This is a genomic window from Intestinibacillus sp. Marseille-P6563 (assembly GCF_900604335.1).
GTDB lineage: Bacteria > Bacillota > Clostridia > Oscillospirales > Butyricicoccaceae > Butyricicoccus_B.
The window spans coordinates 1,283,935-1,300,681 of record NZ_UWOD01000001.1 but is presented as its reverse complement, the minus strand read 5'-3'; the positions used below and the strand labels follow the sequence as shown (position 1 = coordinate 1,300,681).

The 16,747-nt window shown below is 56.3% G+C and carries 15 protein-coding genes; 14 read left to right on the top strand and 1 reads right to left on the bottom strand.

Annotation, left to right across the window (positions count from 1 at the left end; all coding sequences use genetic code 11):
- Nucleotides 1-11 precede the first annotated feature (11 nt).
- From rpsL to tuf, 4 genes are all read left to right on the top strand, one after another.
- Nucleotides 12-431, top strand: a complete 420-nt coding sequence (rpsL, locus tag EFB11_RS06815; protein ID WP_122789511.1) for a 30S ribosomal protein S12 — start codon at nucleotides 12-14, stop codon at nucleotides 429-431.
- A gap of 212 nt (nucleotides 432-643) precedes the next feature.
- On the top strand, nucleotides 644-1,114 hold the full coding sequence (rpsG, locus tag EFB11_RS06810) for a 30S ribosomal protein S7 (protein WP_206424151.1): 471 nt from the start codon (nucleotides 644-646) through the stop codon (nucleotides 1,112-1,114).
- A 33-nt stretch (nucleotides 1,115-1,147) separates the two neighbouring features.
- Nucleotides 1,148-3,253 (top strand): elongation factor G, encoded by a 2,106-nt coding sequence (fusA, locus tag EFB11_RS06805; RefSeq protein ID WP_122789509.1) that lies wholly within the window; start codon nucleotides 1,148-1,150, stop codon nucleotides 3,251-3,253.
- 82 nt (nucleotides 3,254-3,335) lie between these two features.
- Nucleotides 3,336-4,538, top strand: coding sequence for an elongation factor Tu (gene tuf, locus EFB11_RS06800; protein ID WP_122789508.1), 1,203 nt, complete (start codon nucleotides 3,336-3,338; stop codon nucleotides 4,536-4,538).
- Nucleotides 4,539-4,634: 96 nt separating this feature from the next.
- Here tuf and EFB11_RS06795 read toward each other — a convergent pair whose 3' ends face one another.
- A complete protein-coding gene (locus EFB11_RS06795; RefSeq protein WP_122789507.1) occupies nucleotides 4,635-6,569 on the bottom strand; it encodes a fructose-1,6-bisphosphatase in 1,935 nt (644 codons plus the stop codon).
- A 224-nt stretch (nucleotides 6,570-6,793) separates the two neighbouring features.
- Here EFB11_RS06795 and EFB11_RS06790 point away from each other — a divergent pair, with 224 nt between their 5' ends.
- From EFB11_RS06790 to metG, 10 genes are all read left to right on the top strand, one after another.
- Nucleotides 6,794-6,979: a hypothetical protein gene (locus EFB11_RS06790; protein ID WP_122789506.1), complete on the top strand. Its 186-nt coding sequence runs from the start codon at nucleotides 6,794-6,796 to the stop codon at nucleotides 6,977-6,979.
- Between the two features lie 78 nt (nucleotides 6,980-7,057).
- Nucleotides 7,058-7,831, top strand: coding sequence for a hypothetical protein (locus EFB11_RS06785; protein ID WP_122789505.1), 774 nt, complete (start codon nucleotides 7,058-7,060; stop codon nucleotides 7,829-7,831).
- Between the two features lie 140 nt (nucleotides 7,832-7,971).
- Nucleotides 7,972-8,874, top strand: a complete 903-nt coding sequence (locus tag EFB11_RS06780) for a substrate-binding domain-containing protein (protein ID WP_122789504.1) — start codon at nucleotides 7,972-7,974, stop codon at nucleotides 8,872-8,874.
- Between the two features lie 76 nt (nucleotides 8,875-8,950).
- Complete coding sequence (gene pstC / locus EFB11_RS06775; RefSeq protein ID WP_442906834.1) at nucleotides 8,951-9,808, top strand: phosphate ABC transporter permease subunit PstC; 858 nt, start codon at nucleotides 8,951-8,953, stop codon at nucleotides 9,806-9,808.
- Nucleotides 9,795-10,655: a phosphate ABC transporter permease PstA gene (gene pstA, locus EFB11_RS06770; protein ID WP_122789502.1), complete on the top strand. Its 861-nt coding sequence runs from the start codon at nucleotides 9,795-9,797 to the stop codon at nucleotides 10,653-10,655. The genes pstC and pstA overlap by 14 nt, the downstream gene beginning before the upstream one ends.
- 23 nt (nucleotides 10,656-10,678) lie before the next feature.
- The gene (gene pstB / locus EFB11_RS06765; protein WP_122789501.1) at nucleotides 10,679-11,434 is read left to right on the top strand and encodes a phosphate ABC transporter ATP-binding protein PstB; all 756 of its coding nucleotides are present in this window, start codon (nucleotides 10,679-10,681) and stop codon (nucleotides 11,432-11,434) included.
- A gap of 5 nt (nucleotides 11,435-11,439) precedes the next feature.
- Nucleotides 11,440-12,090 carry a phosphate signaling complex protein PhoU gene (phoU, locus tag EFB11_RS06760; protein ID WP_122789500.1) on the top strand — a complete coding sequence of 217 codons (651 nt, stop codon included), beginning with the start codon at nucleotides 11,440-11,442 and terminating at the stop codon, nucleotides 12,088-12,090.
- A 32-nt stretch (nucleotides 12,091-12,122) separates the two neighbouring features.
- Complete coding sequence (locus EFB11_RS06755) at nucleotides 12,123-12,806, top strand: winged helix-turn-helix domain-containing protein (RefSeq protein WP_122789499.1); 684 nt, start codon at nucleotides 12,123-12,125, stop codon at nucleotides 12,804-12,806.
- Nucleotides 12,807-12,883: 77 nt separating this feature from the next.
- Nucleotides 12,884-14,581: a sensor histidine kinase gene (locus EFB11_RS06750; RefSeq protein ID WP_122789498.1), complete on the top strand. Its 1,698-nt coding sequence runs from the start codon at nucleotides 12,884-12,886 to the stop codon at nucleotides 14,579-14,581.
- 123 nt (nucleotides 14,582-14,704) lie between these two features.
- Nucleotides 14,705-16,744, top strand: a complete 2,040-nt coding sequence (gene metG / locus EFB11_RS06745; RefSeq protein ID WP_279220532.1) for a methionine--tRNA ligase — start codon at nucleotides 14,705-14,707, stop codon at nucleotides 16,742-16,744.
- Nucleotides 16,745-16,747 lie beyond the last annotated feature (3 nt).

The following is a 16,747-nucleotide window of genomic DNA, read 5'->3' as shown; positions in this document are numbered from 1 at the left end:
GAGGAAAAAGAATGCCTACTTTTAATCAGCTGGTACGCAAGGGACGTGAGGTATCCAAGTACAAGTCCACGGCTCCGGCGCTGCAGGTTGGCTACAACTCTCAGAAGAAGAAGCAGACCGAGCAGTCCGCACCGCAGAAGCGCGGCGTATGCACCACGGTTAAGACCATGACCCCGAAGAAGCCGAACTCTGCACTTCGTAAGATTGCTCGTGTTCGTCTGACTAACGGTATGGAAGTTTCCGCTTACATCCCGGGTATTGGCCACAACCTGCAGGAGCACTCGGTCGTTATGGTTCGCGGCGGCCGTGTTAAGGACCTTCCTGGTGTGCGTTACCACATCATCCGCGGCACTCTGGATACCCAGGGCGTTGCAAACCGCAAGCAGGCCCGTTCCAAGTACGGTGCGAAGCGTCCGAAGGCTGGCAAGTAATTCACCAGCAAGCGCAGCTTGCGCAAAGACTTTGATTTGAACTTTTACAGTTTCAGCAAAGCAAAACCGGCCGTAAGGCCGGCCCACCGCTTTGTCCTGAGTGTTTTTGAATAGATTTTTAATTTATTGGGAAACCTCGGACAGGCGCAACACAGTGACACTTTTCACTGAGTACCTATGAAATCATCATTATAATGAAGGAGGGAAGTAAAGTGCCAAGAAGAGGAAACGTTCCCAAGAGAGACGTTCTGCCCGATCCGCTCTACAACTCCAAGCTCGTCACCAAGCTGGTCAACTCGATCATGCTCGACGGCAAGAAGGGCGTTGCGCAGAAGGTCGTTTATGGTGCTTTTGACATTGTTCGAGACAAATCCGGTCGTGAACCCCTGGAGGTTTTCGCCGAAGCGATGGAAAACATCATGCCGAGCCTGGAAGTTAAGGCACGCCGCGTAGGCGGTGCAACCTACCAGGTGCCGATGGAAGTTCGTCCGGAGCGCCGTCAGACCCTGGGTCTGCGCTGGCTGACCAAGTACTCCCGCGCACGTTCGGAGAAGACCATGCGTGCACGTCTGGCTGGCGAGATCCTCGATGCAGCCAACAATCTGGGCGGCTCTGTCAAGAAGCGTGAAGATACGCACAAGATGGCAGAGGCGAACAAGGCATTCGCTCACTACCGTTATTAATTGACGGCGGAATTTCTGAAAGGAGAGCAATCAATGCCTAGAGAATATTCCCTGGAAAGAACCAGAAATATCGGCATCATGGCCCACATCGATGCCGGTAAGACCACCACGACCGAACGTATCCTGTACTACACCGGTGTAAACTACAAGATCGGCGATACCCACGACGGTACGGCGACCATGGACTGGATGGAGCAGGAACAGGAACGCGGTATTACGATCACTTCGGCGGCAACCACCTGCCATTGGTCCGGTTCCCGTCAGCAGTATCCGGAACACCGCATCAACATCATCGACACCCCGGGCCACGTAGACTTCACCATCGAAGTTCAGCGCTCCCTGCGCGTACTGGACGGCTCGGTTACCGTATTCTGCGCCAAGGGCGGCGTAGAACCCCAGTCGGAAACCGTTTGGCATCAGGCGGACGACTATCATGTACCGCGTATGGCGTTCGTCAACAAGATGGACATCATGGGCGCTGACTTCTTCAACGTTATCCAGATGATGAAGGATCGCCTGAAGTGTAATGCGGTTCCGATCCAGCTGCCGATCGGTGCAGAAGATACCTTTAAGGGTATCGTTGACCTGATGACCATGCGCGCAGAGGTTTACTACGATGACCTCGGCAAGGACGTCCGCGATGAGGACATCCCGGCTGACATGGTTGAGCAGGCACAGGAATACCATGACGCTATGGTAGAATCGATCGCTGAGCTCGACGAGGACCTCATGATGAAGTACCTCGAGGGCGAAGAGATCACGGTTGATGAGCTCAAGGCTGCACTGCGTAAGGGCGTGTGCAACGTAGAGATCATCCCGGTTCTGTGCGGTACCGCTTACCGCAACAAGGGCGTACAGATGCTTCTGGACGCAGTTGTTGACTATATGCCGGCTCCGACCGACATCCCGCCGATCAAGGGCGTAAATCCGGACACCGAGGAAGAGGACGTTCGTCATTCTTCCGACGAAGAGCCGTTTGCAGCCCTGGCATTTAAGATCATGACCGACCCGTATGTAGGTCGTCTGACCTTCTTCCGTGTATACTCGGGCAGCCTGACCGCTGGTTCCTCGGTTCTCAATGCAACCAAGGGCAACCGCGAGCGTATGGGCCGTATCCTGCAGATGCACGCAAACTCCCGTAAGGACATCGAGATCGTTTACTCGGGCGACATCGCAGCAGCGGTTGGCCTGAAGAACACCACCACCGGTGATACGCTGTGCGACGAAAAGCACCCGATCATCCTGGAGTCCATGAACTTCCCGGAACCGGTTATCCGTGTTGCGATCGAGCCCAAGACCAAGGCGGGCCAGGAGAAGATGGGTATCGCGCTGGCGAAGCTGGCCGAAGAAGACCCGACCTTCCGCACCTGGACCGACGAGGAAACCGGTCAGACCATCATCGCCGGCATGGGCGAACTGCACCTGGAAATCATCGTTGACCGTCTGCTCCGCGAATTCAAGGTCGAAGCAAACGTCGGCGAGCCGCAGGTTGCTTATAAGGAAACCATCCGTCGTTCGGCAGACGTCGACATGAAGTATGCACGTCAGTCCGGCGGTAAGGGCCAGTATGGTCACGTTAAGATCATCGTTGAGCCCAACGAGTCCGGTAAGGGCTACGAGTTCATCAACAAGGTTGTCGGCGGTGCGATTCCGAAGGAATACATCGAGCCGGTTAACCAGGGTATCCAGGGCGCAATGCAGGCCGGTGTTCTGGCCGGCTACCCGGTTGTTGACGTAAAGGTTACCCTGTACGATGGCTCGTTCCACGAAGTCGACTCCTCGGAAATGGCGTTTAAGATCGCCGGCTCCATGGCGTTCAAGGAAGCAATGCGTAAGGCTGATCCGGTTCTGATGGAGCCGATCATGCAGGTCGACGTTATGGTTCCGGAAGACTACATGGGCGACGTAATCGGCGGCCTGAATGCTCGCCGTGGCCAGATTCAGGGCATGGAGCCGCGTGGCGGCGTCCAGGCAATCGGCGCAGCTGTTCCGCTGAGCGAAATGTTCGGTTATGCAACCGCTCTGCGTTCGAGCACCCAGGGCCGTGGCCAGTACACCATGCAGCCGAGCCACTACACTGAGGTTCCGAAGTCGGTACAGGAAAAAATTATCGACGCTCGTACGAAAAATAACGACTAAAATGTTGATTTTTTCATTGGTTTGATTTAGAATAGTCTTACCAATGACTTAAATGGACTAACAAACAAGGAGGCTATCCAAAATGGCAAAGGAAAAATTTGACCGCTCCCTGCCGCACGTAAACATTGGCACCATCGGCCACGTTGACCACGGCAAGACCACTCTGACCGCTGCAATCACCAAGGTTCTGGCGATGGACGGCGCTGCAGAATATCAGGCTTACGACTCGATCGACAAGGCTCCGGAAGAGAAGGAGCGCGGCATTACCATCAACACCGCGCACGTTGAATATCACACCAAGAATCGTCACTACGCGCACGTTGACTGCCCGGGCCATGCTGACTACGTTAAGAACATGATCACCGGTGCTGCTCAGATGGACGGCGCTATCCTGGTTGTATCCGCGGCTGACGGCCCGATGCCCCAGACCCGTGAGCACATCCTGCTGTCCCGTCAGGTAGGCGTTCCCTACATCGTTGTATTCATGAACAAGGCTGACCAGGTTGACGACGAAGAGCTGCTGGATCTGGTAGAAATGGAAATCCGTGAGCTGCTGAGCTCCTACGAGTTCCCGGGCGACGACATCCCGGTAATCCGTGGTTCGGCTCTGCAGGTTCTGACCTGTGAGTCCAACGACCCGAACGCTCCGGAGTACAAGTGCATCCACGAGCTGATGGACGCTGTTGACACCTATATCCCGACCCCGGACCGTGCTGCTGACAAGCCGTTCATCATGCCGGTCGAGGACGTATTCTCCATCACCGGTCGTGGTACCGTTGCTACCGGCCGTGTAGAGCGTGGCGTACTGAAGATGGGCGAAGAAGTTGAAATCGTTGGCCTGATGGACGCTCCGCGCAAGACCGTTGTTACCGGTATCGAAATGTTCCGCAAGCTGCTCGACTACGCAGAAGCTGGCGACAACATCGGTGCTCTGCTCCGCGGTATCCAGAAGACTGAGATCGAGCGTGGCCAGGTTCTGGCTAAGCCGGGCTCCATTCATCCGCACACCAAGTTCAAGGGCCAGGTATACGTTCTGAAGAAGGAAGAAGGCGGCCGTCATACTCCGTTCTTCAACAACTACCGTCCCCAGTTCTACTTCCGTACCACCGACGTAACTGGCGTTATCTCCCTGCCGGAAGGCACTGAGATGTGCATGCCGGGCGACAACGTTGAAATGGACGTTGAACTGATCACCCCGATCGCTATCGAAGAAGGTCTGCGTTTCGCTATCCGTGAGGGTGGCCGTACCGTAGGTTCTGGCGTCGTTGTTAAGATCAACGAGTAATCCTTCGATTTTTCAAAGCCCTCCGGTTTTCCGAAGGGCTTTTTTTACCCAGAAAAAAGGGCCGCAGGTGAATTGCCTGCGGCCCTTTCGCCGTATTTATTGGAAGGTTTCGCCCAGAACACCGTCCCGGTACAGCGCCAGGAGGTTTTCCAGATCTTCGATCTTTTCGCGGAAGGTATCGCCCGCATCGGTATCGGCTACCGTGAGCCGGCGGGGCATGCGCTCCACGATGTGGACGCTTGAGCTCATTTCAGCCAGCGGATGGGTCTCATCGGCCGGGCGGAAGGGCATATGCTCGGCCAGTTCGATGTTGTGGGAATTGAAGATGAGGGTATAACCCGCAATGCCGGTCTTGGACTGGTAGGCCTTGGAGATGCCGCCGTCGATGACAAACAGCCGTCCCCCGGCCTTGACCGGATTTTCGCCGTTCTTGACCGGCACATGGCCATTGACGATGTGTGCATGGCTGGGATTCAGGCCAAAGTCCTCCAAAATCTTGGTGCACTGGGCCGGGTCCTCATAGCAGTGATAATAGGGATTCATCGGCTCGGCTTGCAGCGATTTATCCCCAATGAAGCAGCGCTCAAAGGTGGTCATCCGGTCCTTGCCGAACAGCGGCGATTTGGCGCCGCACCATAAGTACCACATCAGGTCTACGCTGTCCGGGTCGCCGGTATAGTAGGCCTGCCGCACCCGCTGGTCGAGATGGTCGAGCAGCGCCTTGCCCGAATAATGGCCATGGCTAAGTTCCAGGGTGTCAAACTCTCCACTTGTTGTCATGGGGATGCAGCCGTGGTACAGCAGATTATTGTTGGATACCTTGTACATGCCGCCGTGGGTGTAAATATAATCGATGTGGCGGCGCAGCCGGGCGCTGTGCTGGAAGGAAGCCAGGGTATTTTCCACCAGCAATTCTTCGGCTTCGCTCAGACGGTACGGGTCCGCGGGGTCGACGGTGGGAAAGTTGGTGTCCAGCATGGGATACTCGGTGCCGCCGATGGTGATGGCGCCCTTTTTGAAATTGACCTTGTCCAGCAGCAGGCGGCCCTGCATGCCGTATTCGGGATGCCGCTGGATGAGCTGGCCTTCCAGCTTGAACAGGATGATAGCGACCGCCTTGTGCATTTTGGCGGCAAGCTGCGGGTCTACGGGGTCATACTTGTTTTCGTCAAGCACATGGGGCTGGAACCGGGCGCAGGGGTCATCCGGGTAGGTTTCGGCGGCAAACATGGACAGCGGCCGTAGATTGATGCCATAGCCGTCCTCCAGCACGTCAAAGGAGTTATAACTGATGGCGATTTTGAGTACATTGAATAGACAGACGCGGTTGCCGCTCATGGCGCCCATCCAGTTGATGTCATGGTTGCCCCACTGGATGTCCACGTCGTGATATTTCATCAGTTCGTCCAGGATCATATCGGCGCGCGGTCCGCGGTCAAAAATATCGCCGATGATGTGCAGATGGTCGACGGTCATCTGCTGGATGAGGTGGCACAGCGCGGTGATGAGGGGGTCGGACACCTGCGATTTGACCACCGAGGCGATGAGCTCGCGGAAATAGCGGCGCTTATCCGGGTCGGTGTCGTCGGTCTGGAGCAGTTCGTCCAGAATAAACGCATAATTTACGTCCATGGCCTTGTGTACCCGGCTGCGGGTATACTTGGCCGACACATCGCGGCAGACCAGTACCAGCCGTCCGATGGTCAGTTCCGACCATTCGGCAAAGCGGGGACAGGTGCGGCGTTTGCTCGCCAGCATGGCCTCGGGATAGCAGATGAGGGCAGCCAGTTCGGCCCGGTCGGATTCCAGGATGGAGTGGGAGAACAGAGCTTCAATCTTGTCGCGGATGACGCCCGAGCCCGAGCGCAATAGATGGATGAACGCCTCGTGCTCGCCGTGCAGGTCGCTGAAATAATATTCGGTGCCCTTAGGCAGGCAGAGCGTGGCCGTCATGCCGACAATGGCGTTGGACACCGATTCAATGGTAGGATATTGTTCACTGAGCAGCTTGTAATATTGGAAATCTTTCATTTCATGGCTCCTTTTCACGCAATTTTGCGCGGGGACATTGGCTTTGTCAGTCTAATCGTACCATAGCCCCGACCCACTTGCAAGGCATGAAAAAAAGATGAGTTTTCAGCTTGTGCATCCCTGGTAGTTATGTTAAAATAATATCAATGAGGATGCTCCCAGGGGGAGCAGGCGGCGAGTACCGCCTCTTTTCAGATTGGATGATGGAAAGGAAGACAGTTCATATGAAGAAACTCTGGTGTGCGTTCCGCCGTCGGGACGCGGTTGGTGCAAAGATCTGTGTTGCCTTGGCGGAAACGGAAGGCCGCGTCCGTCTGTGCCCGTATGCAAACGAGCCGGAAGCCGTGGAAAAGTGTCCGGATTACGCATTCAATACTCGCCCGGAAGGCGAAGAAGAAGGCATCGAATAAGAGAGCCAGAAAGGCCCTCCGGCGGCCAATGTGCTGCTGGAGGGCAGATTTTTTTGCATCTGTGAAGGGAGGATTCCGATGAACCAAACTACAAAGCGCCGTCTGACCGTGCGTGGGTTTTTGTCCATCTTCGTCGTGTTTACCATTGTGCGCCAGGGCTTTATGCACAACCACGAAGGCGTTTTCATGGGCGTGCTGACCTTGCTGCTGTTCTGTATACCGACGTTTATTGAGCGCAAGACCGGTATCGACCTGCCGCCCGTGCTCGAAGGTATCATCTACTGCTTCATCTTTGCCGCTGAAATTTTGGGCGAAGTCAATTCTTTTTATACCAAGATCCCCTATTGGGACACCATGCTCCACACCATCAACGGCTTTTTGATGGCTGCCATCGGTTTTGCGCTGGTGGATATCTTCAACCGATCGGACCGGTTCTCGATCAAATTGTCTCCTCTGTTTTTGGCCATCGTGGCGTTTTGCTTTTCCATGACCGTGGGCGTCCTTTGGGAGTTCTATGAATTTTTTATGGACAGTCAGTTTGGCATGGACATGCAAAAAGACTGGATCGTCCAGTCGATCAATTCGGTCATGTTCGACCCCAACCACCTGAATATTGTCCATCATGTGGATGTCGATTCGCTGGTGGTCAACGGCGAGGATTGGATCGCAAAATATGGCGGTTATATCGATATTGGACTGATTGACACGATGAAAGATTTGCTTGTAAATTTCATCGGCGCCGTGGTTTTTTCGGTGATCGGATTCTTTTACGTAAAGAGCCGGGGCAAGGGAAAGCTGGCCAGCCAGTTTATCCCGAAAGTGCTCCACACGCAGAAAACACAAGAAAAATAAACAGAAAAAGCTCTCTTTTGTGCAAAAAAGAGAGCTTTTCTTGTTTTACACACTCTTTACAAAGAACTGTGCGCACTCTTTACAATTCTCCGTTACACTAAAACTCGTAAAAGACAAACGGATTCAAAGGAGAACTGAAAATGAAAACAAAAAAACTGTTTGCGCTGCTGACCGCAGCAGCTATGCTGACCGCGATGACCGCTTGCGGCGGCAACAATGATTCGGCTTCTGGCAGCGATGCAGCAGCTTCCGGCGGCAGCGATCTGGGTATGATCTCGGTAGTATCCCGTGAAGATGGTTCGGGCACCCGCGGCGCATTCATCGAACTGATGGGCGTAGAAGAGAAGGACGCGGACGGCAATAAGACCGACATGACCACCGCAGACGCCATCATCACCAACAATACCGAAGTTATGATGAGCACGGTCGCAGGCGATCCGGCATCCATCGGTTACGTATCCCTGGGTTCGCTCAATGACCAGGTCAAGGCGCTGACCGTAGACGGTGCTGAGGCAACCGCAGAGAACGTTAAGAGCGGCACCTATAAGGTTGCTCGTCCGTTCAACATCGCAACCAAGGGCGAACCGACCGGCGTTGCCAAGGACTTCATCAACTTTATCCTGTCGGCAGACGGTCAGAAGATCGTTTCCGAGGATTACATCACCGTTGACGATCAGGCAGCTGCCTTCCAGACCGACGGCTCGACCGGTAAGCTGGTCATCGGCGGTTCCTCTTCGGTCACTCCGCTGATGGAAAAGCTGGTGGAAGCATATAAAGCCATCAACGCTGGCGCAGAGATCGAACTGCAGGCTTCGGATTCGACTTCGGGCATGACCGGTACGATCGAAGGTACCTATGACATCGGTATGGCTTCCCGCGAAATGAAGGAAGAAGAGCTCGCAGAGCTCAAGGGCACGGTAATTGCGATGGACGGCATTGCCGTGATCGTCAACAATGAGAACCCCCTCACGGGGCTGACCAGCGAACAGATCGGCCAGATCTACAAGGGTGAAATCACCGACTGGTCGGAAGTGAGCGAATAAGAAATAACGGGCTCCCACGCGGGACGAGGCAGAAAAACGCCCCGTCCCGCGCGGACTGTCTGAAAAGGTGTTGCTTATGAAAGAAAAAGTCATGCATGTGGTCTTTGCCCTGGCGGCTGTGACCTCGATCGTGGCGGTTGCGCTGATCTGTGTATTCCTGTTTGCCAGCGGCGTACCGGCCATGATGGAAGTCGGTCTGGGCAATTTCCTGGGCGGTACGGTCTGGAAACCGACGGCCGATATCCCCCAGTTCGGCATCCTGCCGATGATTGTGGGCTCGATCTATGTGACCGCGGGCGCGATCGTCATCGGTGTGCCGATCGGGATTTTGACCGCCATCTTCCTGGCGTTTTACTGCCCCAAAAAGTTGTATAAGCCGCTCAAGTCGGCCACCGATCTGCTGGCCGGCATCCCGTCGGTCGTCTATGGCTTCTTTGGCCTGGTCGTACTGGTCCCGTTCATCCGCGAGAACATCGGCGGCCGCGGCCAGTCCATTCTGGCCGCGTCGCTGCTGCTCGGCCTGATGATTCTGCCGACCATCATCGGCGTATCCGAATCGGCGCTGCGCGCGGTACCCAAGCCGTTTTATGAAGGCTCGGTCGCGCTGGGCGCCACCCATGAGGAAGCCATTTTCCGCACCGTGCTGCCGGCGGCCAAGTCGGGCGTCATGGCAGGCGTCATCCTGGGCATCGGCCGCGCAATCGGCGAAACCATGGCCGTCATTATGATCGTCGGTAACCAGCCCCGTCTGCCGTCGTCGATTTTGGACGGCGTGCGTACCCTGACCAGTAATATCGTCATGGAAATGAGCTATGCTTCCGGTCTGCACCGCGAAATGCTCATCGCCACCGGCGTCGTTCTGTTTGTTTTCATTTTGATCATCAACATTCTGTTTTCCATTCTAAAGCGGAGGGACAAGTATGCAGGCTCCTAATCAAACCGCGCCAAAGCGCCGCATCAAGCCCCTGAGCGCAGTGCTCAAGGCTGTGGTGCTCCTTGCCGCTTGTATTACCTTTGCGGCGCTCCTTTTTCTGATTGCGTACATCTTGATCAACGGCATCCCCAACCTGAAACCTTCGCTGTTTGCGCTCGAGTACAATTCGGATAACGTATCGCTGTTCCCGGCGCTCATCAACACACTGGAAATGACCGCGCTGTCGCTGCTCATCGCCGTACCGCTCGGCGTGTTCACGGCCATTTATCTGGTCGAATATGCCGGCCGCGGCAATAAGCTGGTGGGCATTGTCCGCCTGACATCGGAAACCCTGTCCGGTATTCCGTCCATTGTGTACGGTCTGTTCGGTATGCTGTTCTTTGTAGGCACCTTGCAGCTGGGTCTGTCGCTGCTTTCGGGCGCGCTGACCATTTCGATTATGATTTTGCCGCTCATCATCCGCACGACCGAGGAAGCGCTGATTGCGGTGCCCGATATGTACCGCGAAGCTTCCTTCGGCCTGGGTGCTGGCCGCCTGCGCACGGTGTTCCGTGCCGTACTGCCCAGCGCCGTGCCCGGCATCCTGGCGGGTATCATTCTGGCGGTCGGCCGTATCGTCGGCGAAACCGCAGCGCTGATGTACACCGCCGGCACGGTGGCCGAGATCGCTATCGGCAAGGATTTTCTGTTTGACTCCACCCGCACACTGGCCGTGCACATGTATCTGCTTTCGAGCGAAGGCTTCCACACCAACGAAGCGTATGCCACAGCCGTGGTGCTGCTGGCCATTGTGCTGGCCATCAATACGCTGAGCAGCTTTGTTGCCAAGCGTCTGACCAAAAATTAAATCGGTGCTGTACGGAGGAACCTATGAATTATAAAATTACGATTGAGGACGTGAACCTGCACTATGGCTCGTTCCACGCCCTGAAAGATATTCAGCTGAACATCCCCGAAAAGGAGATCACCGCCTTCATCGGGCCGTCCGGCTGCGGCAAATCGACGCTGTTGAAGTCGCTAAACCGCATGAACGACCTGGTGGAAGGCTGCAAAATTACCGGCAAGATCGCGCTCGACGGTCAGGACATCTATGCCAAGTCCACTGACGTCAACGACCTGCGCAAGCGGGTGGGCATGGTGTTCCAGAAGCCCAATCCGTTCCCGATGTCCATTTATGACAACATTGCCTATGGTCCGCGCACCCATGGCATCCGTTCGCGCGGCAAGCTTGACGAGATCGTCGAGCGGAGCCTCAAGCAGGCGGCCATCTGGGATGAGGTCAAGGACCGCCTGAACAAAAACGCCCTGGGCATGTCGGGCGGCCAGCAGCAGCGTTTGTGCATCGCCCGCGCGCTGGCGACCACACCCGATGTGCTGCTCATGGACGAGCCGACGTCGGCGCTCGACCCCATTTCGACCGCTAAGATCGAGGACCTTGTCCTGGAACTGAAAAAAGATTATACTATTGTCATGGTGACCCATAATATGCAGCAGGCGACCCGTGTATCCGATAAGACAGCCTTTTTCCTCTTGGGCGAAGTGGTGGAGATGAACGATACCGACAAGCTGTTTTCGGTGCCGCAGGATAAACGCACCGAGGATTACATTACAGGAAGGTTTGGTTAAAAGGCATGAGAAGTCGTTTTGAAGCCCAGTTGCACGAACTGAACAACGAGATTATCACCATGGGCGCCATGGTCGAATCGGCCATTGCGGCCGCGGCCCGCGCGCTGGAAAACCGCGATGTCGCGCTGGCCACCCAGGTGGCAGGCTCGGACAGCGCGGTCGATACCAAGGAACGCGAGATCGAGCAGCTCTGCCTGAAACTTCTGTTGCAGCAGCAGCCCGTGGCCTCCGACCTGCGCATGATCTCGGCAGCCATGAAAATGATCACCGACATTGAACGCATCGGCGACCAGGCAGCCGATATTGCCGAGCTGACCCTGCTTTTGTGCCAGCAGGAAGGCCTGCTCAGCGCCAAGAAGCTCAAGGACATGGCCCGCGCCACCATCCATATGGTCAGCGGCGCGATCGACGCCTTTGTCCGGCGCGATCTGCATTTGGCGCGTGAAATCTGTGAATATGACGATATTGTAGACCGCCAGTTCGACGAGATCAAGGCCGATCTGGTGGACGCCATCCGGGAAAACCGCGACATTGGCGAGACCGCGATCGATGAGATCATGATTGCCAAGTATTTTGAACGCATTGGCGACCATGCGGTCAACATCGCCGAATGGGTGGATTTTTCCATCACCGGCCACCTCAAACACGAAGGCTGACCGAAGCGGCGTAGGAAAGGAGTTATCGATTGATGCAGACCATTTTTTGCGTGGAAGATGACGCAAACATCCGGGAACTTGTCGTATATGCCCTGCGGGCCAGCGGATTTGCTGCCGAAGGGTTCGACTGCACCGCAGCGCTGTATGAAAAGCTGGAAAAGGGGCTTCCGTCGCTTTTGCTGCTGGATGTCATGCTGCCCGGTGAGGACGGCATCACGGCGCTGACCAACCTGCGCCAGAACGCACGCACGGCGGCGCTGCCCATCATCCTCCTGACCGCCAAAAACGCCGAGTATGACAAGGTCCACGGCTTGGACAGCGGTGCGGACGATTATATTACCAAGCCTTTTGGCGTGATGGAGCTGATTTCCCGTGCGAAAGCAGTGCTGCGCCGGGTGGATAAGACCACGCCCGATGATTTTCTGGCGCTGGGCGCCATCACGCTGGACAGCCGCCGCCGGGTGGTCACCGTGGACGGCAATGAAGTGTCGCTGACCTTCAAGGAATTTGAACTGCTGCATTATCTCATGCAGAATCCGGGGCTGGTGCTGTCGCGCGAAAAGATCATGGCCGCTGTGTGGGGCTTTGATTTTGAGGGCGAGAGCCGCACGGTGGATATGCACATCAAGACCCTGCGCCGCAAACTGGGGGAGGCCGGTACACAGATCGGCACGGTACGCGGTGTGGGCTATAAAATCAGCGGCGAAGAAGCCTGAGGCCATGCGCCCGGGCTTTGCGCCCACATTCTCAGCGCGGCCGCAAGGATGGACGCGCTTTTTTCTGGAGGAGAACCATGAAACGCAAAATCAACCTGTTCATGAGCTTGCTCGCGCTTGCGACCTGCCTTGTGACTTTTGTCGCGACCCTGGTGGTCAGCTACCAGACGGCACTGACGCGCATGGAAACCGAAACCTTCCGACAGGCATCCCTGGTCGCAGCCGGTCTGGAAGAAATCCGCGATCTGCCCGAAGAAAAACGGCAGGAATATCTGGAGGCCATCGGCAAGAGCGACCGTTCGCGCGTGACCCTCATCCGGGCCGGCGGCACCGTGGAGTTTGACTCCAACTACGACTCTTCCCAGATGGAAAACCATCTGGAGCGCCCGGAAGTGCAGGAAGCCTTAGAAAGCGGCGAAGGCGCCAGCGTGCGCACGTCGGCAACCCTTGGCCAGCAGACCTATTATGCGGCCATTGAGCTGTCCACCGGCGAAATCCTACGCCTGTCCAACACGACCGACATCGTCACCAGCGACTTGCAGCGCGCCATCCCGCCGCTGATTCTGATTATTTTGGTGGCCTGCGTGCTGTCCATTTGGCTGGCGCATTACCTGACCCGTCGTCTGGTATCGCCCATTAACAATTTGCAGCTCGATGAGCCCGAAAGCAACAACATTTACGAGGAACTTTCCCCGCTTTTGAGCAAGATCAGCAATCAGAACATCCAAATCGAGCAGCAGATCGATCTGCTGCGCCAGCGCCAGATGGAGTTTGACGCCATCACGTCCAACATGGCCGAAGGCCTGATCGTGTGCGATGAACAGTTGCACATTTTGTCGGTCAACCATGCGGCCGTGCGGCTGCTGGGCGCAGGCGACCGCGACTGGACGGGCGAAAGCCTGGTTGTGTTCAGCCGCGACCCGCAGCTCAACCAGAAGGCCAAGGCAGCGGTGACCGGGGAGAAAATCTCCTATGGCCTGGAAAACGCCGAAGGTTCGCATTTGCAGATCTATTTCAGCCCGGTCGATGGAGAAGGAAAGGCGCGCGGCTGCGTGATGCTGATCGTCGACATCTCCGAGCGGTATGCGGCCGAGCGCAGCCGCCGCGAGTTTACCGGCAACGTATCGCATGAACTCAAGACCCCGCTGACTTCGATCTCGGGCTATGCCGAGATGATTTCCACCGGCCTGGCCCGGCCGGACGATGTGCGCGGCTTTGGGGAAAAGATCCACAAGGAAGCCGGACGGCTGCTCAGCCTAGTGGATGATATCATGAAGCTGTCCCGTCTGGACGAGAGTACCCCAGCCGAGCTGCCGTTCGAATCGGTCGAGCTGTACGGCCTGGTGCAGGAGACCGTCAAGCGGCTCCAGCAGACGGCAGAGAGCAACCAAGTGACACTCGAACTGACCGGCAGCCCGATCACCGTGCGCGGTGTGCGGCAAATGCTGGACGAGGCGACGTTCAACCTGTGCGAAAACGCGATCAAATACAACCGTCCGGGCGGCCATGTACAGATTGCCGTATCTTCTTCGGCCGAAGGCGCGCAGGTGCGCGTGGCCGATGACGGCATCGGCATCGACCCAGAAGATCAGGCGCATATTTTCGAGCGCTTCTACCGCGCTGACAAGAGCCACTCGCAAAAGATCAGCGGCACCGGCCTGGGACTGGCCATCGTCAAGCATGTGTGCGAGATTCACGGCGGCACGGTCGACGTCGAATCCACGCCGGGCAAGGGCAGTGCCTTCACCCTGCACTTCCCCCTCCCGACCGTGTGATACAAAAGCCTGCGGAGACATCCGCGGGCTTTTTTTTTCGCGTTTTTCCCCGGAAACTATTGATTTAAAGGCGAAAATTGGATAAAATAAAGAAAGAATCGCTGTGATTATTCCGCGTTCCAGTTGTGGTGCGCGGTTTTCTTACGAAAGGAGCACCAACCGATGGATAAAAAACCTTACTATATATCCACCGCCATCGCCTACACCTCGGCAAAGCCGCACATCGGCAACACCTATGAGATCGTGCTGGCGGACGCCATTGCGCGCTACAAGCGCATGACCGGCTATGACGTCTACTTCCAGACCGGTACCGACGAGCATGGTCAGAAGATTCAGGACAAGGCCGAAGCCGCAGGTGTGACCCCGCAGGCCTATGTCGACGGCGTGGCGGGCCAGATTCACGAGATCTGGGACCTCATGAACACCACCTATGACAAGTTCGTGCGCACGACCGATCCGATGCACGTGGAAAAGGTGCAGAAGATCTTCAAAAAGCTGTACGACCAGGGCGACATTTACAAGGGCAGCTACAAGGGTAAATATTGCACGCCCTGTGAATCGTTCTGGACCGAGAGCCAGCTGGTCGACGGCTGCTGCCCGGACTGCGGCCGCCCGGTCGTAGACGCCGAAGAAGAAGCCTATTTCTTCAAGATGAGCAAATACGCCGACCGTCTGATGAAGCACATCGAGGGCCACCCGGAGTTTATCCAGCCCGAGAGCCGCAAAAACGAGATGGTCAACAACTTCTTAAAGCCCGGCCTGCAAGACCTGTGCGTATCGCGTACTTCGTTCGACTGGGGCATCCCGGTCACCTTCGACGACAAGCACGTGGTCTACGTCTGGCTGGACGCCTTGACCAACTACATCACCTTCTGCGGATATGACCCGGACGGCAACCACGATGAGCATTACAAGCGCTTCTGGCCGGCCGACGTGCACCTGATCGGTAAGGATATTATCCGTTTCCACACGATTTATTGGCCCATCTTCCTGATGGCGCTGGGCGAGGAGCTCCCGAAGCAGGTCTTTGGCCATCCGTGGCTGCTGGTCGGCGACGGCAAGATGAGCAAGTCGACCGGCAATGTCATCTATGCCGACGATCTGGTTAAGTGGTTCGGCGTGGACGCGGTGCGTTACTATGTGCTGCACGAAATCCCGTTTGCAAACGACGGCGTGATGACTTACGAGATGCTCATGGAGCGCATCAACGCCGACCTCGCGAACGTGCTGGGCAATCTGGTCAATCGCACCATTGCCATGAGCCATAAGTATTTTGACGGCGTGGTCATGCAGCCGGGCGCTTCCGAGCCGGTGGACGAAGAACTCAAGGCAATCGCTCTGGCGCTGCCCGAAAAGGTTGAAAAGCGCATGGCGGGCCTGCATGTGGCCGACGCCATCGACGAGATCTTCACCCTGCTGCGCCGCTCGAACAAGTATATCGACGAAACCATGCCGTGGGCGCTGGCCAAGGACGAGAGCCAGAAGGAGCGTCTGGGCACGGTGCTGTACAACCTGCTCGAATCCATCCGCTTTGCGGCAATCATGATCAAGCCCCATCTGCCCGAAACGGCCGACCGCATTTTTGCACAGCTGAACATCGAAGATAAGGGCGTCGAGTCGCTGGCATCCTTTGGTGCGCTCGAGCCGGGCCATAAGGTCGGCCAGGCCGAAGTGCTGTTTGCCCGCATCGACATCCCGAAGAAGCTGGCCGAGATCACCGGCATCGACCCGGAAGCTGAAAAGAAGGCCAAAAAGGCAGCCAAGGAAGCCGAGAAGGCAGCGAAGAAGGCAGAAAAGGCCAAGAAGAAGGCCGAGATCCCCGAAGGCTGCATTTCGATCGACGAGTTTGCCAAGGTCGAGATGACTGTGTGCAAGGTGCTGGCCTGCGAGAACGTGGAAAAGAGCGAAAAGCTTTTGAAGTTCCAGCTGGACGACGGCTCGGGCACCCCGCGCCAGATCCTGTCCGGTATCGCCAAGTTCTACAAGGCCGAGGACCTGGTCGGCAAGACCCTGGTGGCCTGCACAAACTTGCCGCCGCGCAAGATGATGGGCCAGGAATCGAATGGTATGATCCTGTCTGCCGTGCGTGAGATCGAGGGCGGCGAAGAGCTGCATCTCGTGATGCTGGACGACGCAGTTCCGGCAGGCTGCAAGCTGTGCTGATCG

Coding starts and splice junctions, on each gene's coding strand:
- EFB11_RS06785 (WP_122789505.1), top strand. CDS start 7,058: ATGAACCAAACTACAAAGCGCCGTCTGACCGTGCGTGGGTTTTTGTCC.
- EFB11_RS06780 (WP_122789504.1), top strand. CDS start 7,972: ATGAAAACAAAAAAACTGTTTGCGCTGCTGACCGCAGCAGCTATGCTG.
- pstB (WP_122789501.1), top strand. CDS start 10,679: ATGAATTATAAAATTACGATTGAGGACGTGAACCTGCACTATGGCTCG.
- EFB11_RS06795 (WP_122789507.1), bottom strand. CDS start 6,569: ATGAAAGATTTCCAATATTACAAGCTGCTCAGTGAACAATATCCTACC.
- phoU (WP_122789500.1), top strand. CDS start 11,440: ATGAGAAGTCGTTTTGAAGCCCAGTTGCACGAACTGAACAACGAGATT.
- EFB11_RS06790 (WP_122789506.1), top strand. CDS start 6,794: ATGAAGAAACTCTGGTGTGCGTTCCGCCGTCGGGACGCGGTTGGTGCA.
- pstC (WP_442906834.1), top strand. CDS start 8,951: ATGAAAGAAAAAGTCATGCATGTGGTCTTTGCCCTGGCGGCTGTGACC.
- tuf (WP_122789508.1), top strand. CDS start 3,336: ATGGCAAAGGAAAAATTTGACCGCTCCCTGCCGCACGTAAACATTGGC.
- rpsL (WP_122789511.1), top strand. CDS start 12: ATGCCTACTTTTAATCAGCTGGTACGCAAGGGACGTGAGGTATCCAAG.
- pstA (WP_122789502.1), top strand. CDS start 9,795: ATGCAGGCTCCTAATCAAACCGCGCCAAAGCGCCGCATCAAGCCCCTG.
- fusA (WP_122789509.1), top strand. CDS start 1,148: ATGCCTAGAGAATATTCCCTGGAAAGAACCAGAAATATCGGCATCATG.
- EFB11_RS06755 (WP_122789499.1), top strand. CDS start 12,123: ATGCAGACCATTTTTTGCGTGGAAGATGACGCAAACATCCGGGAACTT.
- EFB11_RS06750 (WP_122789498.1), top strand. CDS start 12,884: ATGAAACGCAAAATCAACCTGTTCATGAGCTTGCTCGCGCTTGCGACC.